A 19072-nucleotide genomic window follows, 5' to 3' on the forward strand; every position below is an offset into this window, starting at 1 on the left:
ACATCGCAGGGCGATGCTAGGATGTGGCGATCGGCGGTGTCAAACCGCGCGGGTCTGCCACGGCATCCAGCACGCGCCGGGCCAGCCGCAGGTGCATCCGTTCCACCATCTGCCCGTCCAGCGAGATGACGCCGGCATCCGGCCGCGCGTCGAAACCCGCCACCACCCGGCGGGCCCAGGCCACGCGCCCGGCATCCGGCGTGAAGGCGGCGGCCACCGCCGCCAGCTGGCCGGGATGGATGCACAGCTTGCCCGCGAAGCCGTCGCGCGCCGCCGCCGCCGCTTCCCGCTGCAGCCCCGCCGGGTTGCGCGGGTCGGGGAAAGGGGTGTCGAGCGCCGGCAGCCCGGCGGCGGCGGCAGCGAGCAGAGTGGCGGCGCGCGCCTGGCGCACCGGCGCCGCAAAGGCCCCGGCTTCGTCGCGCGGCAGGATGCCGAGATCGGACGACAGGTCTTCCGCCCCGAAGCACAGGGCCCGCAGGCGGGGCGGCGCGCCGCGATAATCCAGCCCAGTCAACGAGGCCGCCGTTTCGGTCACCAGCGCCAGCACGCCGATGCCGCCGGGGGGCAGGCCGGCCGCCACTTCCAGCGCTTCCAGGTGGTGGTCCAGCGCCACCATGTCGGCCATGCCGGTGCATTTCGGCAGCATCACCGCCGCCGGCGCGCCGGGCACCACGGCGGCAAGGTCCGCGAGATACCAGGGCGTGGTGCGGCCGTTGACGCGCACCACCACCTCCCGCCGGGCCCGGCCGGGCAGCAGCGCCGCCACTTCGGCGCGCGCGGCGTCCTTGCGGTCGGGGCCGACCGCATCCTCCAAATCCAGCACCACGGCATCGGCGGGGCCGGCCAGGGCCTTGTCGCGCTTGCGGGCATCGTCCCCCGGCGCGAACAACAGGTTGCGCAGCCGCATCACGCGGCCGCCGCCGGGCGGCGGTGCACCAGCACGGCGCGCTCGCAGCGCGCCACCACCTCATCCCGCTGGTTGAAGGCCTCGTGCAGCAGCGTCACGATGCCGGCATCGGCGCGGGACTTGCTGGCGCGCGTGGCAAGCACCGTGGTGCGCACCCCGATGGTGTCGCCCGCGAAGGCCGGCGCGGGAAAGCGCACGTCGGTCATGCCGAGGTTGGCGACGGCGGTGCCGTTGGTGGTGTTGTGCACGCTCATGCCGATCATCAGCCCCAGCGTGAACAGCGAGTTCATTAGCGGCCGGCCGAACTCGCTGTCCTTCATGTATTCGGCATCCAGGTGCAGCCGCGCCACGTTCATGGTCATGCCGCAGAACAGCGTGTTGTCGGCCTCCGTCAGCGTGCGGCGCCATTCGGCGTCGATCACGCTGCCCTCGGTCATCTCCTCGAACCACAGGCCGGGCATGCCGGTCCTCCTTTTTACAGCGACACTAATAGGATTTCGGCAGGCCCAGCACCTTCTCCGCGATGAAGCAGAGGATGAGCTGCGGGCTGACCGGCGCGATGCGGGGGATCATCACCTCGCGCAGAAAGCGCTCGACATGGTATTCGCGGGCGTAGCCGAAGCCGCCATGCGTCATCACCGCCTGCTGGCAGGCCTTGAAGCCGGCCTCGGCGGCCAGGTACTTCGCGGCATTCGCTTCCGCGCCGCAGGACATGCCCTGGTCGTAGCGCCACGCGGCTTGCAGGATCATCAGCCGCGCCGCCTGCAGCTCCATCCAGTTGGCGGCCAGCGGATGCTGGATCGCCTGGTTCTGCCCGATGGCGCGGCCGAACACGCGGCGGGACTTGGCGTATTCCGTCGCGCGCTCCAGCGCCACCAGCCCCAGCCCCACGGCTTCCGCCGCGATCAGGATGCGCTCGGGGTTCAGCCCGTGCAGGATGTACTCGAAGCCGCGGCCCTCCTCGCCGATGCGGTCCTCCTCCGGCACCTCCATGCCGTCAAAGAAGATCTCGTTGGAATCGACGGCCTTGCGGCCCATCTTCTCGATCTCGCGCACGTCGGCGCAGCTGCGGTCCAGCGTGGTATAGAACAGGCTGAGCCCGTCGGTGCGGCGCTTCACCTGATCCAGCGGCGTGGTGCGCGCCAGCAGCAGCACCTTCTCGGCCACCTGCGCGGTGGAGATCCAGATCTTCTGGCCACTGACGAGATAGCGGTCGCCGCGCTTCTCGGCACGCGTGGTGAGCTGCGTGGTGTCGAGCCCGGCGTTCGGCTCGGTCACGGCGAAGCAGGCCCGTTCCTCGCCAGCCACCAGCGGCGGCAGCATGCGGCGCTTCTGCGCCTCCGTGCCGAATACCACCACGGGGTTCAGGCCGAAGATGTTCATGTGTACGGCGGAGGCGCCCGTCATGCCGGCGCCGGACTGCGCGATCGCCTGCATCATGATCGCTGCCTCGGTGATGCCGAGCCCGGCGCCGCCGTATTCCTCCGGGATGCAGATGCCGAGCCAGCCGTCGCGGGCGAGCGCCGCGCAGAATTCGCGCGGAAAGGCGCCGTCCTTGTCGCGGGCCAGCCAGTATTCGTCGCCGAAGCCGGCGCAGATGCGCGCGATGGCCTCGCGCAGCGCCTCCTGGTCGGCAGACAGGGAAAAGTCCATCAGCGGGTCTCCCAGGCGGCCGTGGCGGGCGCGGGCCAGGCGGGCGGTGGGCCGGGCGGCGCCGGCGGCGTCGCGGACCAGCGGCCGAACGGCGCGGTGGTGTGCAGGGTGCGTCCGTCCGGCATCGGCACGTCTCGCCAGAAGCCGGTGGCCCGCAGGTGCGGGTCGTCGCGCAGTGCCGCGATGTCGTTGACCGGGGCGGCCGGGATGTCGGCCTCCGACAGCAGTTGCAGCCATTCGGCCGTGTCGCGGTGCGCCAGCGCCGCGGCCACCTGTGCGTAGGCGTGGTCGATGTCGGCCTGCCGCGCCGCGTGCGTGGCCAGGCGCGGGTCGGCCAGCAGCGCTTCCTGCCCCACCAGCGCGAAGAAGCGGCGCCAATGCGCATCGTTGTACAGCAGCACCGCGATCCAGCCGTCGCGCGAGCGGTAGGGGCGGCGCTGTGGCGACATCAGGCGCGCGTAGTAGGGGCCGCCCCCCCCGGGCGGGCCGAAGCTGAGGCCGCCGAGGTGGTCGCCCGCCACCATGTCGGCCATGGTTTCGAACATCGGCACCTCCACCTGCTGCGCCACGCCCGTGCGCTCGCGGCAGGCGATGGCGGCCGCGATGGCGAAGGCGAGGTGCGCGCCCACCACCCGGTCGGCCAGCGTCAGCGGCACGTAGCGCGGGTCGCCGCCGCCGGCGCGGCCCGTGGTGTCGGCCAGCCCGCTGGCGGCCTGGATCAGGTCGTCATAGGCCGGGCGGGCCGAATAAGGCCCGCCGCTGCCGTAGCCATAGGCGCAGGCCACCACCAGCCCTGGGTTCAGCCCCGCCAGGTCCTGTTGCCGCAGGCTGAGCCGCGCCGCCGCCTCGGGCCGCATGTTGTGCACCAGCACGTCGGCGCCGACGGCCAGCGCGCGGAAGGCATGCTGGCCTTCCGGTGCCTTGAGGTCCAGCGCCACGCTGCGCTTGCCGCGGTTCAGATGCGCGAACATCGCCCCGCCCTGGCCCGCGCGGCGCATCACGTCGCCCTCCGGCGGCTCCACCTTCAGCACCTCGGCGCCGAGGTCGGCCAGCAGCCGGGTGGCGTAGGGGCCCATCACCACCGTGCTGGCGTCCAGCACGCGAACGCCCTGGAGCGCGGTCATTCCTTTTCGATCCCGGCTGCCTCGATCAGCTCGCGCCACTTCACCAGCTCGGTGCGCACGAAGCCGTCCAGCTCGGCGGGCGGGCCGGAAAAGGCCTCGAAGCCGATGGACGCGAAGCGCTGCTTCACCTCCGGCCGGCTAATCGCCTCGCGGATGGCGGAGTTTAGTGTGCTCACCGCCTCGGGCGGCAGCCGCGCCGGGCCGAACACGCCGTTCCAGGAAGTGATGTCGAAGCCCGCGAGGCCGGCCTCGGCCATGGAAGGCGTGTCGGGCATCAGCGCCGAGCGGTCCCGGGTGCTCATCGCCAGCACGCGCAGCTTGCCGCCCTGCACGTTGGACAGGCCGGCCGCGATGTCGACGAACATGCAGCTGACGCGGCCGCCCATCACGTCCGTCATCGCCGGCGGGGTGCTGCGGTAGGGGACGTGCAGCATCTCCGCGCCCGCCATCCGCGCCATGGTCGCGCCGGCGACGATGCCGGTGCTGTTGCCGCTGGCGTAGCTGACCTGGCCCGGCGCCCGGCGCGCCATCTCCAGCAGGTCGCGCAGGCTTTGCGCGCGGCTGGCCTCGCCCACCACCAGCATGAAGGGCAGGTTGCCGACGCGGGCGACCGGCGTGAAGTCGGCCACCGGGTCGTACTCGATGCGCTTCATCAGCGAGGGGTTGGCCGAATGCGTGGTGTTGGTGGTGACGAACAGCGTGTGGCCGTCCGGCGCCGCGCGCACCACCTGCATGGCGCCCAGCGTGCCGTTGGCGCCGGCGCGGTTGTCCACCACCACCGGCACGCCGAGCCGCGCGCCCAGCAGGTCGGCCAGGATGCGGGCCACCGCGTCGGTGCCGCTGCCGCCGGCGAAGGGCACCACCAGCGTGATGGCGTGGGAAGGCTTCCATTCAGCCTGGGCACGGGCGGCGGCGGGCAGCAGCGGCAGGGCCGCCGCGGCGCCGAGCAGGCTGCGGCGGCGGATCACGCGTGCGCCTCCCCGGTGCGGCGCAGCACCTTGGCCGGGTCCTCGCCATAGGGGGGCGAGTAGATCACCAGCAGCGTTACCGGCTCCTCGCCCACCACTGTGAAGATGTGTTCCTCGCCGGCCGGAAAGAAGCACATCTCGCCGGCGCCGATCTCGCGGCTTTGCCCGCCCACCTCGGCACGGGCGCGGCCGGACAGGATGTAGCAGGCCTGCTCCATGCCCGGGTGCGCGTGGGGGGCCGCGCCCTGGCCCGGGGCGATGGTGCCGTGCAGCACCTCCATGGTCTCCGCCCCCACCGTTTCCGGCCCGATCAGCCGGCGGTTGACGGTGCCGGTGTGGTTGGCGGGGCTGTAGCCGGGCACATCCTCGGCCCGCACGAAATATCGGCGCTGCTGCGTCGTGGACATCGTTCGCTCTCCCTGGCCCGTCCTGTGTCGGACGGTTTCCGAGGGCAATTCCGGGCGCGCGGACGCCATAAATCAATTGAAATGAATTACTGGGTCGATAAAGATCCTTTATGGCCATCACCCTCAAGGGCCTGCGCGCCTTCAGCACGGTGCTGCGGTCCGGCAGCTTCACCCGGGCGGCGGGGCTGCTGCACATCACCCAGCCCGCCCTGACCGTGCAGATCCGCCAGCTGGAGGAAGGGTTGGGGCTGCGCCTGCTGGACCGCACGCCGCGCGGCGCGGAGCCCACGGCGGCGGGGCGCGAGCTCGCCCGCTCGCTGGACCCTTTGCTGCAGGAGCTGGATGTCACCATCGCGGGGTTGCAGGACCTGGCGGCGCGGCGGCGCGGCGTGGCGCGGCTGGCGGTGCTGCCCTCGGTCGCTTCCGGCCTGTTGCCGGCCGCGATCGCGCGGTTGCACGCCCGGCACCCCGACCTGGAAGTGCGGGTGCGCGAGGCGGTGACCGGGCAGGTCTACGAGCTGGTGCGGTCCGGACAGGTGGATATCGGCATCGCCACGGATCTGGAGCCGGGGCCGGAATTCCTGCTGCAGCCGCTGTTCGAGGACCGGATCATGGCCATGCTGCCGCCCGGCCACGCCATGGCGGCGCTGCGGGAGATCCCGTTGCCGGCCCTGGCGCGGGAGCGTCTGCTGCTGCTGGAACGCGACAGCTCCATCCGCCGGCTGGTGGATCACGCCTTCGCGCAGGCCGGGCACATCGTTTCTCCGGCGCAGGAGGCGGTGCACACGGGCACGCTGGTCAGCATGGCGCGCGCCGGCCTCGGCATCGTGCTGCTGCCGTCCTCGGCCGCCGAGATCGGCTTTGTGCCGCAGCTTGCCGTGCGGCCGGTGGGCGCGCCGGCGATCCGCCGCACGGTCAGCCTGGTTCGCCGCAGCGACCGCTCGCCCCCGGTCGCCGCGGTTGCGCTGGTGGAGGACATCCGGGCGGTGATCCGGCTGGGTGGCGCCACGGCGTGAGCGCCGCCCCCGGCCCGCATGGCCCTTGCATGCCCGGCGCAAATCGGCAGCATGAGGGTTCACACGTCAGGCCGCGCGGCCGCGCGCGGCCCGCAGCGAAGGAGATTTTCCATGCGTCGTCGTTCGCTGCTTCAGGGAATGGCCGTGTCCACGGCCGCCTTTGCCGCCCCGGCCCTGGCGCAGGCCCAGTCCCGCACCCTGCGGTTCATCCCGCAGATCGACCTGGCCTTTCTGGACCCGCACTGGACCACGGCCAACGTGACGCGCAACCACGGCTTCATGGTGTTCGACACGCTCTACGGCCTGGACCAGAACGACGTGGCCCACCCGCAGATGGCGGAAGGCCATGTGGTGGAGGAGGACGGGCGGCGCTGGACCATCCGCCTGCGCGAAGGGCTGCTGTTCCATGACGGGACGCCCGTGCTGGCGCGCGACTGCGTGGCCAGCATCCGCCGCTGGGGGGCGCGCGATTCCTTTGGCGGCGCGCTGATGCGCGCGACCGACGAGATCGCGGCGCCGGACGACCGCACCATCGTCTTCCGCCTGAAGAAGCCCTTTCCCCTGCTGGCGGATGCGCTGGCCAAGACCACCGCGATGATGCCGGCCATCATGCCGGAGCGCATCGCGCGCACGGACCCCGGGGCGCAGATCACCGAGATCGTCGGCAGCGGTCCGTTCCGCTACGTGCAGGAGGAGCGGCTGCAGGGCTCGCGCAACGTTTATGCGCGCTTCGACCGCTACCGCCCGCGTGAGGGCGGGCCGGCGCTGGGCACCGCGGGGCCCAAGGTCGCGCATTACGACCGGGTGGTGTGGACCACCATCCCGGATGCCTCCACCGCCGCGGGCGCCATCATGACCGGCGAGCAGGACTGGTGGGAGCAGGTGGCCCACGACCTGAAGCCCATGCTGGCGCGCAGCCGCGACATCCGGCTGCGGGTGCAGGAGGAAGCGGGCACCATCGGCATGCTGCGGCCGAACAGCACCCAGGCGCCCTTCAACAATCCGGCGATCCGCCGCGCGGTGATGGGCGCCATCGACCAGGCGGCCTACATGCAGGCCATCGTCGGCGACGACCGCGCCAGCTACCACGTGCCCACCGGCTTTTTCTGCCCCGACACGCCCATGGCCAGCGAGGTCGGGCTGGACCCGCTGCGCAAGCCGCGCGACGACGAGGCGGTCAAGCGCGAGGTGCTCGCCGCCGGCTACAAGGGCGAGAAGGTGGTGCTGCTGGTGCCGACCGACTACGTGACCATCAAGGCGCTGGGCGATGTCGCGGCGGACATGCTCCGGCGCATCGGCATGAACGTCGACTACGTGGCCACCGACTGGGGGTCCATGCTGCAGCGGCGCAACAACCGCGGCCCGGTGGACTCCGGCGGCTGGAGCCTGTTCGCGACCAGCTGGACCGGCACCGACCTGCTGAATCCCGCCACCCACGTGGGCATCCGCGGCAACGGCGCCGCGGGCTATGCCGGCTGGTACGAAAGCGCCCGCCTGGAAGGGCTCTACAACAACTGGTTCGACGCGCCGGACCTCGCCGCCCGCCAGGCGGTGTGCCGGGACATCCAGCTCGCCTGCCTGGAAGAGGTGCCGTACTACCCGCTGGGCCAGTTCAAGCAGCAGACCGCGACGCGCGGGATGCAGGGAATGCAAACCGGCTTCAGCAAGTTCTGGGGCGTGCAGCCGGGCTGACGCGGGCGCGGGCGGGCCGGCGGCGCCGTCAGCCCGCCCCGGCGGGGGTGCCGAGACCCGACGTCATCTCGGCGATGAAGCGCGCGGCGTGTTCCGGCAGGTCCTGCCCGCGCCGGGTGATCACCTCGTAGGGGTCGCTCTTGGATTGCAGGTGCATGGGCAGCACCCGCGCCATGCCGAAGCCCGCGAAGAACGCCGCCACGTCGCTGGACAGCAGCGCGACCGTCCGTGCATCGCCCTGGATCAGCGACAGGGTGGTGAGTGCCGAGCGGGTTTCCAGCAGCGCGCGTGGAAAGGCCAGGCCGGCGTGCTGGAACTCCTGTTCCAGCGAGCGGCGCATCGGCATGCCAGCGGTGTAGACGATCCAGCGGCAATCCACGAGGTCTTCCAGCCGCACCCGCCGGCGCCCCGCCATCGGGTGCGCCGCGTTGGCCACCACCGCCAGCCGTTCGTCATGAAAGGCCGCCACGTCGTAGAGCTGCGGCGTGGCGCTGACCGAGCTGCGCCCGACCACCAGGTCCAGCGCCCCGCGGTCGAGCTGGCGCAGCAGCTCGGCGCTGGTGTCTTCCAGGATCTCGACGGAGCTTTGCGGGAAGCGCCGCAGGTGCCGCTGGATGACCTCGGTCACGAAGGGCACCGCGCCCATGATGGTGCCGATGCGCAGGTGGCTCCAGCCGCCGGCGGACAGGCCGTCCAGCTCATGCTCCAGCCGGCCGAGCTGCGCCAGGATGGCCCGCGCGCTGCGGATCGCGCATGCACCGGACGCGGTGGGGCTGAGGCCGCGGTTGGTGCGGTGGAACAGCCGGTGCCGCATCAGCTCCTCGGCTTCCTGCAGGGCCTTGGTCGCGCGGGGCTGGCTCATCGCCACGGCCTCGGCGGCGCGCTTCAGCGAGCCGTTGTCCTCGATCGCCGCGATCAGCTGCAGCTGGCGCAACGACAACCGGGCCAGGGGCGTGGGGCGCACGGGCCAATTCTCCTTTGGTGATAGCGCTATCCGGAAATAGCGGATTTACGCGGCTGTCACATCTTGCGCTGATCAGCCCGCCCGGGCCGCCAAGAGCCGGGGCGGGGACAGGGGGAGGACGGCGTGGGCCTGATCAACTACGTGACGCGCGTGCATTTCGGCTTCGGGGAATTGTCGCAGCTTGGCGCGGAGCTGCGGCTCGCGGGCATCGCGAGGCCCCTGGTGGTGACGGACAAGGGCGTGCGCGGGCTGGGCCTGCTGCAGCGGGTGGAGGCGGCGCTGGGCGTCGCGCCGGCCGGGGTGTTCGACGACACCCCCGGCAACCCCAACGAGGCGGCGGTGCGCGCGGCGACGGCGCTGTTCCACGACACCGGCGCCGACGGCATCGTGGCCATCGGCGGCGGCTCGGCGCTGGACCTCGCCAAGGGCGTCGCCATCCTGGCCGCGCATGGCGGGGCGCTGAAGAGCTTTGCCGCGATCGAGGGCGGGGTGGAGCGGATCACCGCGAAGACCTTTCCAACCATCGCGATCCCCACCACCGCCGGCACCGGCAGCGAGGTGGGGCGCGGTGCCATCATCATCCTGGATGACGGCCGCAAGCTGGGGCTGCTGTCGCCTCACCTGGTGCCGCGCGCCGCGATCGTGGACCCGGAGCTGACGCTGACCCTGCCGCCCCTGCTGACGGCGGCCACCGGCATGGACGCGATCTCCCACTGCATCGAGACGTTTCTGGCCCCCTCCTTCAACCCGCCGGCCGACGGCATCGCGCTGGAAGGCCTCCGGCGCGGCTGGGCGGCGCTGCCGGTCGCCACGCGGGAGCCGGACAACCGCGCCGCCCGCGCCGACATGGCCATGGCCGCGACCATGGGCGCCATGGCCTTTCAAAAGGGCCTGGGCTGCGTGCACAGCCTGAGCCACGCGTTGGGCGGCATCAACCCGAAGCTGCACCACGGCACGCTGAACGCGGTGTTCATGCCGGCCGTGATCGCCTTCAACCGCGATGCCCCGACCACGCGCGGGGAAGACAAGTTCGCGCGGCTGGCCGCCGCCATGGGCCTCGCGCCGTCCGATCCGCTGGAGGAGGCGGTGCGCGGCATGACCGCGCGCATCGGCCTGCCGGGGAGGTTGTCCGAGCTTGGCGTCGGGGAAGAGGTGTTCGACCGCGTGGTGTCCGGTGCCCTGGCGGACCACAGCCACCGGACCAACCCGCGCGAAGCCAGCGCGGAAGACTACCGGGCGATGCTGCGGGCCTCGCTCTAGAAACGCCGGCCGCGACCTGCGGCCGGGTTCCAACGCCTGCCAGGAAAATACACCAACGGGGATGGTCCACCATGAAACCCATGTGCCGCAGGCGTCTGCTGGCTTTTGCCCCGGCGGCGGCCTGCGCCGCCCTTGCCCGGGGCGCCGCCGCCCAGAGCTTTCCGTCCCGCACGATCGAGGTTGTGGTGCCGGTGGCCCCGGGTGGCGGCACGGATATCGTGGCGCGCGCCTTCGCCGAGGTCGCCCGCAAGTACCTGCCGCAGCCGGTGGTGGTGCTGAACCGGCCGGGCGCCAGCGGCGCGATCGGCATGCAGGAGGTTCTGAACGCCCGCCCCGACGGCTACAAGGTCGGGCTGGTGTATTCCGACCTGGCGATCCTGCCGGGGCTGAAGCGGGTGCGCTTCTCGTCCGACGATTTCCATATGATCGCGCTGCTGAACGCCGACCCGGGCGCGGTGGTGGTGCCGGCCGACTCCCCCTGGGCGAGCATCGAGGACATGATCGCCGAGGCGAAGCGGCGGCCGGGCACGGTGAAGCTCGGCAACAGCGGCCCCGGCTCCATCTGGCACATGGCCGCGGCGGCCATGGAGGACAAGGTCGGCGCCGAGTTCCTGCACGTGCCGTTCACCGGCTCGGCGCCGGGCCTCGCCGCGCTGATGGGCCGGCACGTGGACGCCGTGGCGACCAGCCCGGGCGAGGCCTCGGCCTATGTGCAGGGCGGCAGGATGCGCCTCCTGGCCGTGATGGCCGGGCAGCGCGACGCCGGCTTCCCCGACGTGCCGACGCTGCAGGAGCGCGGCTTCGACGTGTCGGTGGGCGTGTGGCGCGGGCTGGCGGTGCACCGGGCCACGCCCGCCCCGGTGGTGGCCGTGCTGACCGACGCGGCGCGCCGGACTGCGGAAGACCCGGCGTTCCGCGAGGCGCTGGCGCGCGCCAGCCTGACCTTCGCCTACGCCGATGGCGAGGCCTTCAGGGCGCTGGCCGATCAGGACCGCGACGTGTTCGGCCGGTTGATCGAGCGGTTGCGTATCGAATAATGGCGGCCGGCGAGAAGGTTCCTGGTGCGTGCCACTTGTTGACACGGGGCGGCGCGGTGTGATTTCCGGGACGAATGCCCCAGCGCCCAACCCGCAACGTATCGCTCACCCCGGAACTGGAACGGTTCATCCATGACAGCCTGTCGTCCGGGGACTACGCAAATGCCAGCGAGGTGGTGCGCTCGGCGCTGAAGATGCTGCGGCAGCATCCGGACGGGGCGGCGGCGACGCCGGCCTGGCCGCCGGGCGGCGGCACCTGCGGCGCGCTGATCCGGAACCATGACTGGAGCAGGACGTCGCTCGGGGACATCGCGGGTTGGTCGCCGGTCCTGCAGGCGACGGTGTCCAACATCGTCAACTCGCCGGTGCCCAAGGTGCTGATGTGGGGCAACGACCACGTCATGCTGTACAACGACAGCTACCGCGAGATCGCCGGCAGCAACCATCCGGCGGCGCTGGGCGGCACGGTGCCGAACGTGTGGCCGGAGATCTGGGACTGGAACCGCGCGGTGCTGCAACGCGGCTTCCGCGGCGAGGTGGTGTCCTACCGCGACCAGCCGATGACCCTGCGGCGCAACGGGCGCGACGAGGCGCTGTTCTTCGACCTGTTCTACACGCCGGTCTTCGAGGCGGACGGGCAGGTTGGCGGCGTGATGTGCACGGTGCTGGACAACACCGACCGCATCGCCGCCGAGCGGACCGTGGCGGCGCAGGAGGCCGAGCTGCGGTCGCTGGCCGACGCCCTGCCCATGCTGGTGTCCAAGCTGGACCGCGAATACGTGTACCGCTTCGCCAACGACCTGTACGAGGACTGGTTCGGCGTCCCGGTGCGCGAGGTGATCGGCCGCCCCATGCGGGAGGTGACCGGCGAGGCGTTCTTTGCCCAGCGCCTCCCCGCCCTGGAGCGCGCCATGGCGGGCGAGCGCGTGACCATCGAGGCCGCCATCCCCCGCCGGGACGGCAGCAGCCGGCGCTGCGAGATCAGCTATGTGCCCAGCCGCGACGCGGCGGGCGCGGTGGACGGCGTGCTGGTGCTGGGCGTCGACGTGGAGCGGCGCGTCCGGCAGCAGGAGGCGCTGGACAACAGCAACCAGCGCTTCCGCACCGCGATGGACGCGGTGCACGGCGTGCTGTGGACCAACAGCGCCGACGGCCGCATGCTGGGCGAGCAGCCGGGCTGGGCGGCGCTGACCGGGCAGTCCTTTGAAGCCTACCAGAACTACGGCTGGGCCGAAGCCGTGCACCCGGACGACGCGCGGCCCACCGTGGAGGCGTGGAACGCCGCCGTGGCCACCCGGTCCATGTTCGTGTTCGAGCACCGCGTGCGGCACCACAGCGGCGCCTGGCGCAGCTTTCTGGTGCGTGCCCTGCCCATCCTGGACGAGGCGGGGGTGATCGGCGAATGGGTCGGCGTGCACACCGACATCACCGAGCAGCGCGCCGCCGAGGAATCGCTGCAACGGCAGGCCGCCCATCTGGCGTCCCAGATCCGGCACCGGCAGCGGGCCGAGGAGCAGCTGCGGGCCCTGAACGAGACCCTGGAAGCACGGGTGATCGCGGAGATCGACGAGCGCCGGCAGGCGGAAGCCAAGCTGGCCCAGTCGCAGAAGCTGGAAACGGTGGGCAAGCTGACGGGCGGCGTGGCGCACGACTTCAACAACCTGTTGCAGGTGGTGTCCGGCAGCCTGCAGCTTCTGTCGCAGGATATCGCCGGCAATGCGCGGGCGGAGCGGCACGTGGCCAATGCCATGGCGGGCGTGGCGCGGGGCGCCAAGCTGGCCTCGCAGCTGCTGGCCTTTGGCCGCCGCCAGGCCCTGGAGCCCAAGGTGGTCAATGTCACGCGCCTCGTGCAGGGCATGGACGATTTGCTGCGCCGCGCGCTGGGCGAGGGCATCGAGGTCCAGACGGTGCTGGGCGGCGGGTTGTGGAACACCCTTATCGACCCGACGCAGATCGAGAACGCGCTGCTCAACCTCGCCATCAACGCGCGGGACGCGATGGGCGGCACCGGCAGGCTGACGGTCGAGCTGGCCAACGCGCAGCTGGACGACAGCTACGTTCGCGGCCATGACGACGTGACGGCCGGCCAGTACGTGATGCTGGCGGTGTCCGACACCGGCTGCGGCATGGCGCCCGACATCATCGACCGCGTGTTCGAACCGTTCTTTTCCACCAAGGCGGAAGGCAAGGGCTCGGGCCTCGGGCTTTCCATGGTGTACGGCTTCGTCAAGCAGTCCGGTGGGCACATCAAGCTGTATTCCGAGCCCGGGCACGGCACCACCATCAAGCTTTACCTGCCCCGCGCCATGCAGGCGGAGGACGTGCTGGTGCAGGCCGCCACGGGCCCCCTGGTGGGCGGCACGGAAACAGTGCTGGTCGTGGAAGACGATGCCGCGGTGCGCGGCGTGGTGGTGGAGATGCTGTCGGAACTCGGCTACCGCGTGCTCAAGGCGGTGGACGCGGCCAGCGCGCTGATCGTGATCGAAAGCGGCATCCCGGTGGACCTGTTGTTCACCGACGTGGTGATGCCCGGCACGCTGAAAAGCCCGGAGCTGGCGCGCAAGGCACGGCTGCGGCTGCCGGAGATCGCCGTGCTGTTCACATCGGGCTATACCGAGAATTCCATCGTGCACGGCGGCAAGCTGGATGCCGGGGTGGAACTGCTGTCGAAGCCTTATTCGCGCGAGGCCCTGGCGAGGAAGCTGCGCCACGTGCTGGCCAACCAGACGCAGCGCCGGCAGGCGGCCCTGCGCGGCGGCCAGCGGCCCGCGCCCGCGCCCGCGGCGGCCACCGTGCTGCTGGTCGAGGACGATGCCATGATCCGCGCCAATTCCGCCGAGATGCTGCAGGATGCGGGCTACAGCGTCCTGGATGTCTCGAGCGCGGAAGCGGCGGCGGAGGCGCTGAGGACGCGGGCGGTGGACGTGCTGGTCACGGACATCAACCTGCCTGGCGCATCGGGCGCGGAACTCGTGGCGCATGCGCGCGCGGCGCGGCCGGACATCGGGGTGGTGTTCGCCAGCGGCGACGCCGCGCCGCTGCTGCGGGGCGAGCTGACCGGCAGCATTGTGCTGGCCAAGCCCTACAACGCCGATCAGCTGGCGGCGGCGGTGAGGACGGCGCTGGGCGGGCATGGCGCCGCCGGCATCCGACACCCGGCATCCGCGGGGGAGGCTTCCTAGCGCCGCTGCCGGATCATTTGGCCAAAGCGCGGTGAAGGCCGGTGGGATGACCCCGGCCCCAGGAAGGCGATCGCCGCACCGCCCGGCAACGCCGGGTTTGCGGTGCGCTTCCCGCGGGCGCCAGGACCGCTTCAGAAATCCATGCGCAACGACACGAAAAGGCGCCGCTCCGCTTCCGCGCCGATGCTTTGCCGCTGCCTCTGGTGCAGCAGGCTGGAGCCTTCCACCGCGACCGTGAGCTGCTGGTTGATCTTGTATCCCACCCGGCTGGACACAGAAACGTAATCGCCGACGGAGACCGGCAGGATGCCGCTTTCCATGATGCGGTAGCCGCGCATCTCGGTGCTGTAGCGCGCGAAGATGTCCGCCCGCAACGCATCCTGCCCCCAGCCGAGGCGGGTGGACAACAGGTGGCGGGGCGAGGCGCGGGAAAAGGCCGCGTAGCTCGGCGCGTCGGCTTCCTCCACCATGGCCAGGCGGTACTCGGCGCCCCAGTCGAAGCCGGCCTGCCATTCGCCACGCAGCGAAAGCTCCAGCCCATGGGCATGCGAGGAGCCGATGCTGTAGGGCGACAGCAACGCCGTGCCCGTGGCGGGCGAATAGGTCGGCAAGGCACCGAGGGAGGTGTTGATGCCCCGGTTGACCTGAAAGAAACCGATGACGCCGAAGCGGCCATTGATCGCTTCCACCCGGCGGCGGTACTCGATCTCGTAGTTGTCCACCGTGGTCGGCTTCAGCCGGGGATTGCCCAGGACGCTGAGGCCCAGCAGCGGCACGGGGCTGATGGCGCTCAGGTCGTAGTCGCTGGGCGTCACCACGCCGCGCGCGGCCCCGGCCCGGATGGTATCGGCTTCGGTCGCCTTCCAAACCAGCCCCAGGTTCCAGGACAGGGTTTCCCAGGACCGGCGGAAGTCGTCGTCGTCGTAGGGGCTCGCCGCCAGCTGGTCATAGCCGCTGGCGCCGTACCACAGATGGTCGTAGCGCGTCGCCGCGGTCCATTCGAGCCCGGGGCGGAGCACCCAGTTCCACATCACGCCGCCGGCCGCCACGTCGACGCTGGTGCGGGTGGACGGCACCGCCAGGATGCCGCTGCTGCCCGCGCCGGTGATCTCGTTGTGGCGGTATTCCAGGAATGGCCGCAGGGTGTGCGCGGCGTTGAGCTTGACCGTGTTGCTCAACTGCACGACTGTGACGCCCTGCTGGTTGGTCGGCACGCTGGCCAGCTTGGCATCCAGCGCGTTGTGATAAATCGATGCCTCGACGATGCCGGCCCGCGTGTCGGCGGTGACGCGGCCACGCAGGCTCCAGCTTTCCAGGTCCCAGGGGATGAAGATACCCGGCAGCTGCAATTCGCTGTCGATCGACCGGGAATAACTGGCGTCGATGCTGGCGCGCACGCCTTCCGCCACGCCGAAGGCGACCTCCCCGGCGAACTGGCCGTGGCGGGTGGCGCGATCGGAATCCAGCAGGTCGTCCAGGCTGCTGTAGCCGGAGCGCCAGGCACGCTGGTCGCGCAGGCCGGTGGACAGGCGCAGCCCGGACGCGGCGCCGAGCGGCGCGGAGATGATGCCCGAAACCTCTTGGTAGCGCCCCTGGCCGGCACGCAGCACGACGTTGTTGATGCGGTCGCGCACCGCGTCGAAGGTGATGATGTTGATCACGCCGGCACCGGCGTTGAACCCGAACAAGGCGCTGTTGGGGCCGCGGACGACTTCGATCTGCCGGATCTCGCTGAGTTGCACGGGGATGTTTTGCCAGGACACCCGGCCGTAGTCGTCGCGGTACACCTGCCGCCCGTTCACCAGCACCAGCATGCGCGGCGTGTTGGGAGCGGCGTAGCCGCGCGCCGTGACGTTGTAGTCCGCCACGTTGTACTGCTGCACATCGAGCGCGGTGTAACGCGCCAGCACTTCCGGGATGTCACGCGCGCCGGACCGCACGATCTGCTCGGCCGTGATGATGTCCATGGCCGCCGGCACGTCCGAGGCGCGCTGCGGCTTGCCCGTGGCACTGGTGGTCACCGGCTCGCCGAACAGGGCTTCCAGGGCGCCGCGGTCGAAATCCTCTGCCAGGGCGCGGGGCGCGGGACCCATGGCGGCCATCGCCGCGGTCATAAGCACGGCGGCGGGCGCCAGCGAAAGGGGGGAGGTGCCGGCCATGGCCTTAGCGTTCCTGGATCATCATGCGAAAGGCGCCGGCGAAGCTGATCGCGGCGGATTGGGCGGCGGCACGGCTGACCATGATCTCGACCCGTGGCGAGGCCCGCACCGCCAGCACCGCCAGGTTGCCATCGATCAGCGCCGGATCGGGGGTGACGGTGAGCACACCGCGGCCCTCGACGGCGCGGGCGACGGTGGCCGCCATCGGCACCATGCCGCGCGTCAGCAGCAGCAGCTGGGGCATGGAGGCGTTCAGCTGGTCGAGCGGCAGCAGCCGGGGGCGCAGCACGACGCCGCCCGCCCGGACGCCCCCGCCGAACTGTGCCGCCACCTGCTCCGCTTCCAGCCGGTTGGTGGCGAGATGCAGGATGCCGACGTCGATGTCGCCCGCGGGCGGCTGTTCCAGAAAGCCCAGCACCTGGGCGACAAGCAGCAGCTCGCGCGGCAGCGGCTCGGCACTCGCCGGTTGCAGCGGGGCCAGCACCAGGAATGCCGCTGCGGCCCCACGCAGCCGGCGGAACCAGCGCTGCAGCCCGTGGCCGCCGGCGGGCGGAAGATGCCCGAAAACCTCGCTTCGCAAACCGGTAACTCCTGCTGCCGCGCGCGGCGCCGTTCGAACATCGCTGGTCCGGCCGTGCCGCACCGCCGGCTTATGGCGCGACAGCACTGAAGGATTCGCAAATTCGCTGGCCCGCAGGAAAATTTTTTGCACCACGCCGTTTAGGATTTGTTTGCCGCCAGGGGTGCATGAACGCCAGGTGACCTGGCAAACCCCCACCTCCGGTTTATTCGCGCCCGACGGGGCCTGGGCATTGCTGCGGCGTGTCCGGGCGCCGGTTCGCGTTCATGGTCCGACGCAACCGTCGGACGCGTCGCGCCGGGCCGTGGCACGGACCATGACGGGTTTGTCGGCGCTGGCTGCATTGCTGTTCGCACTGGCCCTGCCTGCCACCTTCTTCGCGGCGGCGCGCTTTCGCGTGCTCGGCGCACTGGAAGCCAGCGCCACGCTGCATGCGCTGGAAATCGCCGAGCTGTCGCGCACCAACCCGGCGTTCTGGGCGTTCGAAGGCGTGCGGGTCCGCGCGCCGGAGCAGGGCCGTGCCTCTGGCGAGCGGCGGCGGGTGTTCGACGCATCGGGCCGCCTGATCCTGGAGTCCGCCCCGGCGGTGGAGCCGGCCTGGCCTTTGGCCACCTACAGCGAGGCAGTGCTGGTGGACGGCAAGACGATCGGCAGCACGGAGGCGGCCCGCAGCCTGTTGCAGCCGCTGTTGATGACCTTGCTGGTGGCGTCGTGCTCCACTTTGCTCGCGACCGTGATCTTCGCGCTGCTCCGCGTGTTGCCGTTGCGGCTGCTGGACGAGGCATTGCACCGCGCCAGCTATCTGGCCGCGCACGACCTGCTGACCGGATTGCCGAATCGCGGCTTGTTCGCGGACCGGCTGACGCAGGCCCTCAAGCACGGGCGGCGCGACAGCGACGTGACCGCCGTGCTGTGCCTCGATCTCGATCGCTTCAAGGAAGTCAACGATACGCTGGGCCACGCGGCGGGCGATGAACTGCTGCAAGGCGTGGCCAAGCGGCTGTCCGGATGCCTGCGGGAAAACGACACCCTGGCGCGGCTGGGCGGCGACGAATTCGCGGTGATCCAGTTGGGCGCCACGCAGCCGGAGACATCGGCATTCCTGGCGCGTCGGCTGATCGCGGTGCTGGAGGAGCCCTTCGCGCTGTCGGGCGGTCAGGCCTGCATCGGGTTGAGCGTGGGCATCGGTATGTCGGAGCCGGGCTTGCCCTGCGAGCCAGCGCAGCTGATGCGGAATGCGGACCTGGCCCTGTACCAGGCCAAGGAAGCGGGGCGCGGCGGCTATCGTTTTTTTGCCACCGAAATGAACCAGCGGCTGCAGGAGCGGCGCGCGCTGGAAGCCGACCTGCGTCAGGCCCTGGCGAGCGGCGGCTTCAGGCTGGCATTCCAGCCGCAGATCAACCTGGAAGACAAGCGCATCATCGGTGCGGAAGCCCTGCTGCGCTGGGACCGCCCGGGCCATGGGAACATGCCGCCCGACCAGTTCATTGGCGTTGCCGAGGAAACCGGGCTGATCGGCCCGATCGGCGCCTGGGCCATCAACGAAGCCTGCCGGCAGGCGATGCTGTGGCCGGCGCACATGAATATCGCCGTCAACGTCTCGCCCGTGCAGTTCCGGCAGGCGGGGCTGTTCGAATGCGTCACCTCGGCATTGCAGGCCAGTGGCCTGTCGCCCGCGCGTCTGGAGCTGGAGATCACCGAGAGCGTCCTGCTGAATGACACGGAGGATACGCTGGCCATGCTCGGCCGGCTGCGCGGGCTGGGCGTGAAGATCGCCATGGACGACTTCGGCACCGGCTATTCCTCGCTCGGCTACCTGCAGAAATTTCCCTTCGATAAGCTGAAGATCGATCGCTCCTTCGTGCGGGACCTGGGCCGCGACCCCAACGCGAGCGCGATCGTCAGCGCGGTGGTGGGCATGAGCCGCGCGCTCGGTGTCCGGGCCAATGCGGAGGGGGTGGAGGAGCAGGACCAGGCGGCGCTGCTGCTCGCGGAAGGCTGCGAGGAGGTGCAGGGCTACTTCTTCGGCAAGCCCATGAGCGCGGAGGAGTTCTCCGTGCTGCTCCACTGAACGGGCGGGGTCCGGCGCCGCCCTGGCCGGCGGCGGCGTCGGGGCCGGTTTC

15 protein-coding genes are annotated in these 19072 nt (G+C 71.0%); 6 read left to right on the top strand and 9 right to left on the bottom strand.

Annotation, left to right across the window (positions count from 1 at the left end; all coding sequences use genetic code 11):
* Positions 1–16: 16 nt before the first annotated feature.
* From IAI59_RS17745 to IAI59_RS17770, 6 genes are read right to left on the bottom strand one after another with little or no spacing between them, the layout of a single operon-like run.
* A complete protein-coding gene (locus IAI59_RS17745; RefSeq protein WP_207415710.1) occupies positions 17–907 on the bottom strand; it encodes an HpcH/HpaI aldolase/citrate lyase family protein in 891 nt (296 codons plus the stop codon).
* Positions 907–1368, bottom strand: coding sequence for a MaoC family dehydratase (locus IAI59_RS17750; protein WP_207415711.1), 462 nt, complete (start codon positions 1366–1368; stop codon positions 907–909). The genes IAI59_RS17745 and IAI59_RS17750 overlap by 1 nt, the downstream gene beginning before the upstream one ends.
* Before the next feature lie 25 nt (positions 1369–1393).
* Positions 1394–2560: an acyl-CoA dehydrogenase family protein gene (locus IAI59_RS17755; RefSeq protein WP_207415712.1), complete on the bottom strand. Its 1167-nt coding sequence runs from the start codon at positions 2558–2560 to the stop codon at positions 1394–1396.
* A complete protein-coding gene (locus IAI59_RS17760; protein WP_207415713.1) occupies positions 2560–3684 on the bottom strand; it encodes a CaiB/BaiF CoA transferase family protein in 1125 nt (374 codons plus the stop codon). Before IAI59_RS17760 ends, IAI59_RS17755 begins: the two co-directional genes overlap by 1 nt.
* Positions 3681–4652 carry a Bug family tripartite tricarboxylate transporter substrate binding protein gene (locus tag IAI59_RS17765; RefSeq protein WP_207415714.1) on the bottom strand — a complete coding sequence of 324 codons (972 nt, stop codon included), beginning with the start codon at positions 4650–4652 and terminating at the stop codon, positions 3681–3683. Before IAI59_RS17765 ends, IAI59_RS17760 begins: the two co-directional genes overlap by 4 nt.
* A complete protein-coding gene (locus tag IAI59_RS17770; protein WP_207415715.1) occupies positions 4649–5059 on the bottom strand; it encodes a cupin domain-containing protein in 411 nt (136 codons plus the stop codon). The genes IAI59_RS17765 and IAI59_RS17770 overlap by 4 nt, the downstream gene beginning before the upstream one ends.
* A 110-nt stretch (positions 5060–5169) precedes the next feature.
* Here IAI59_RS17770 and IAI59_RS17775 point away from each other — a divergent pair, with 110 nt between their 5' ends.
* On the top strand, positions 5170–6075 hold the full coding sequence (locus IAI59_RS17775) for a LysR family transcriptional regulator (protein WP_207415716.1): 906 nt from the start codon (positions 5170–5172) through the stop codon (positions 6073–6075).
* Positions 6076–6186: 111 nt separating this feature from the next.
* Positions 6187–7767 (top strand): ABC transporter substrate-binding protein, encoded by a 1581-nt coding sequence (locus IAI59_RS17780; RefSeq protein ID WP_207415717.1) that lies wholly within the window; start codon positions 6187–6189, stop codon positions 7765–7767.
* Between the two features lie 28 nt (positions 7768–7795).
* Here the strand turns inward: IAI59_RS17780 and IAI59_RS17785 are convergent, their stop codons facing one another.
* Positions 7796–8731 (bottom strand): LysR family transcriptional regulator, encoded by a 936-nt coding sequence (locus IAI59_RS17785; protein WP_207415718.1) that lies wholly within the window; start codon positions 8729–8731, stop codon positions 7796–7798.
* A 123-nt stretch (positions 8732–8854) separates the two neighbouring features.
* Between IAI59_RS17785 and IAI59_RS17790 the strand changes: the two genes are divergently transcribed.
* From IAI59_RS17790 to IAI59_RS17800, 3 genes are all read left to right on the top strand, one after another.
* Entirely contained in the window at positions 8855–9991 is a 1137-nt protein-coding gene (locus IAI59_RS17790) for an iron-containing alcohol dehydrogenase (RefSeq protein WP_207415719.1), read from the top strand.
* A gap of 80 nt (positions 9992–10071) precedes the next feature.
* Entirely contained in the window at positions 10072–11028 is a 957-nt protein-coding gene (locus tag IAI59_RS17795) for a tripartite tricarboxylate transporter substrate binding protein (protein ID WP_207415720.1), read from the top strand.
* Positions 11029–11222: 194 nt separating this feature from the next.
* The gene (locus IAI59_RS17800) at positions 11223–14210 is read left to right on the top strand and encodes a PAS domain-containing protein (protein WP_419556653.1); all 2988 of its coding nucleotides are present in this window, start codon (positions 11223–11225) and stop codon (positions 14208–14210) included.
* A 131-nt stretch (positions 14211–14341) separates the two neighbouring features.
* On the opposite strand, the gene IAI59_RS17805 is transcribed toward IAI59_RS17800, so the two are convergent.
* Together IAI59_RS17805 and IAI59_RS17810 are read right to left on the bottom strand one after the other, a co-directional pair.
* Positions 14342–16369, bottom strand: a complete 2028-nt coding sequence (locus tag IAI59_RS17805) for a TonB-dependent receptor plug domain-containing protein (protein WP_207415722.1) — start codon at positions 16367–16369, stop codon at positions 14342–14344.
* 4 nt (positions 16370–16373) lie between these two features.
* The gene (locus IAI59_RS17810; protein WP_207415723.1) at positions 16374–16949 is read right to left on the bottom strand and encodes a hypothetical protein; all 576 of its coding nucleotides are present in this window, start codon (positions 16947–16949) and stop codon (positions 16374–16376) included.
* Positions 16950–17265: 316 nt separating this feature from the next.
* Here IAI59_RS17810 and IAI59_RS17815 point away from each other — a divergent pair, with 316 nt between their 5' ends.
* A complete protein-coding gene (locus IAI59_RS17815) occupies positions 17266–19020 on the top strand; it encodes a putative bifunctional diguanylate cyclase/phosphodiesterase (RefSeq protein ID WP_207415724.1) in 1755 nt (584 codons plus the stop codon).
* Positions 19021–19072 lie beyond the last annotated feature (52 nt).

Source organism: Roseomonas haemaphysalidis (assembly GCF_017355405.1).
In the GTDB taxonomy this organism is placed as follows: Bacteria; Pseudomonadota; Alphaproteobacteria; order Acetobacterales; family Acetobacteraceae; genus Pseudoroseomonas; species Pseudoroseomonas haemaphysalidis.

Coding starts and splice junctions, on each gene's coding strand:
- IAI59_RS17750 (WP_207415711.1), bottom strand. CDS start 1,368: ATGCCCGGCCTGTGGTTCGAGGAGATGACCGAGGGCAGCGTGATCGAC.
- IAI59_RS17815 (WP_207415724.1), top strand. CDS start 17,266: ATGACGGGTTTGTCGGCGCTGGCTGCATTGCTGTTCGCACTGGCCCTG.
- IAI59_RS17745 (WP_207415710.1), bottom strand. CDS start 907: ATGCGGCTGCGCAACCTGTTGTTCGCGCCGGGGGACGATGCCCGCAAG.
- IAI59_RS17755 (WP_207415712.1), bottom strand. CDS start 2,560: ATGGACTTTTCCCTGTCTGCCGACCAGGAGGCGCTGCGCGAGGCCATC.
- IAI59_RS17775 (WP_207415716.1), top strand. CDS start 5,170: ATGGCCATCACCCTCAAGGGCCTGCGCGCCTTCAGCACGGTGCTGCGG.
- IAI59_RS17780 (WP_207415717.1), top strand. CDS start 6,187: ATGCGTCGTCGTTCGCTGCTTCAGGGAATGGCCGTGTCCACGGCCGCC.
- IAI59_RS17800 (WP_419556653.1), top strand. CDS start 11,223: ATGCTGCGGCAGCATCCGGACGGGGCGGCGGCGACGCCGGCCTGGCCG.
- IAI59_RS17770 (WP_207415715.1), bottom strand. CDS start 5,059: ATGTCCACGACGCAGCAGCGCCGATATTTCGTGCGGGCCGAGGATGTG.
- IAI59_RS17795 (WP_207415720.1), top strand. CDS start 10,072: ATGTGCCGCAGGCGTCTGCTGGCTTTTGCCCCGGCGGCGGCCTGCGCC.
- IAI59_RS17805 (WP_207415722.1), bottom strand. CDS start 16,369: ATGGCCGGCACCTCCCCCCTTTCGCTGGCGCCCGCCGCCGTGCTTATG.
- IAI59_RS17760 (WP_207415713.1), bottom strand. CDS start 3,684: ATGACCGCGCTCCAGGGCGTTCGCGTGCTGGACGCCAGCACGGTGGTG.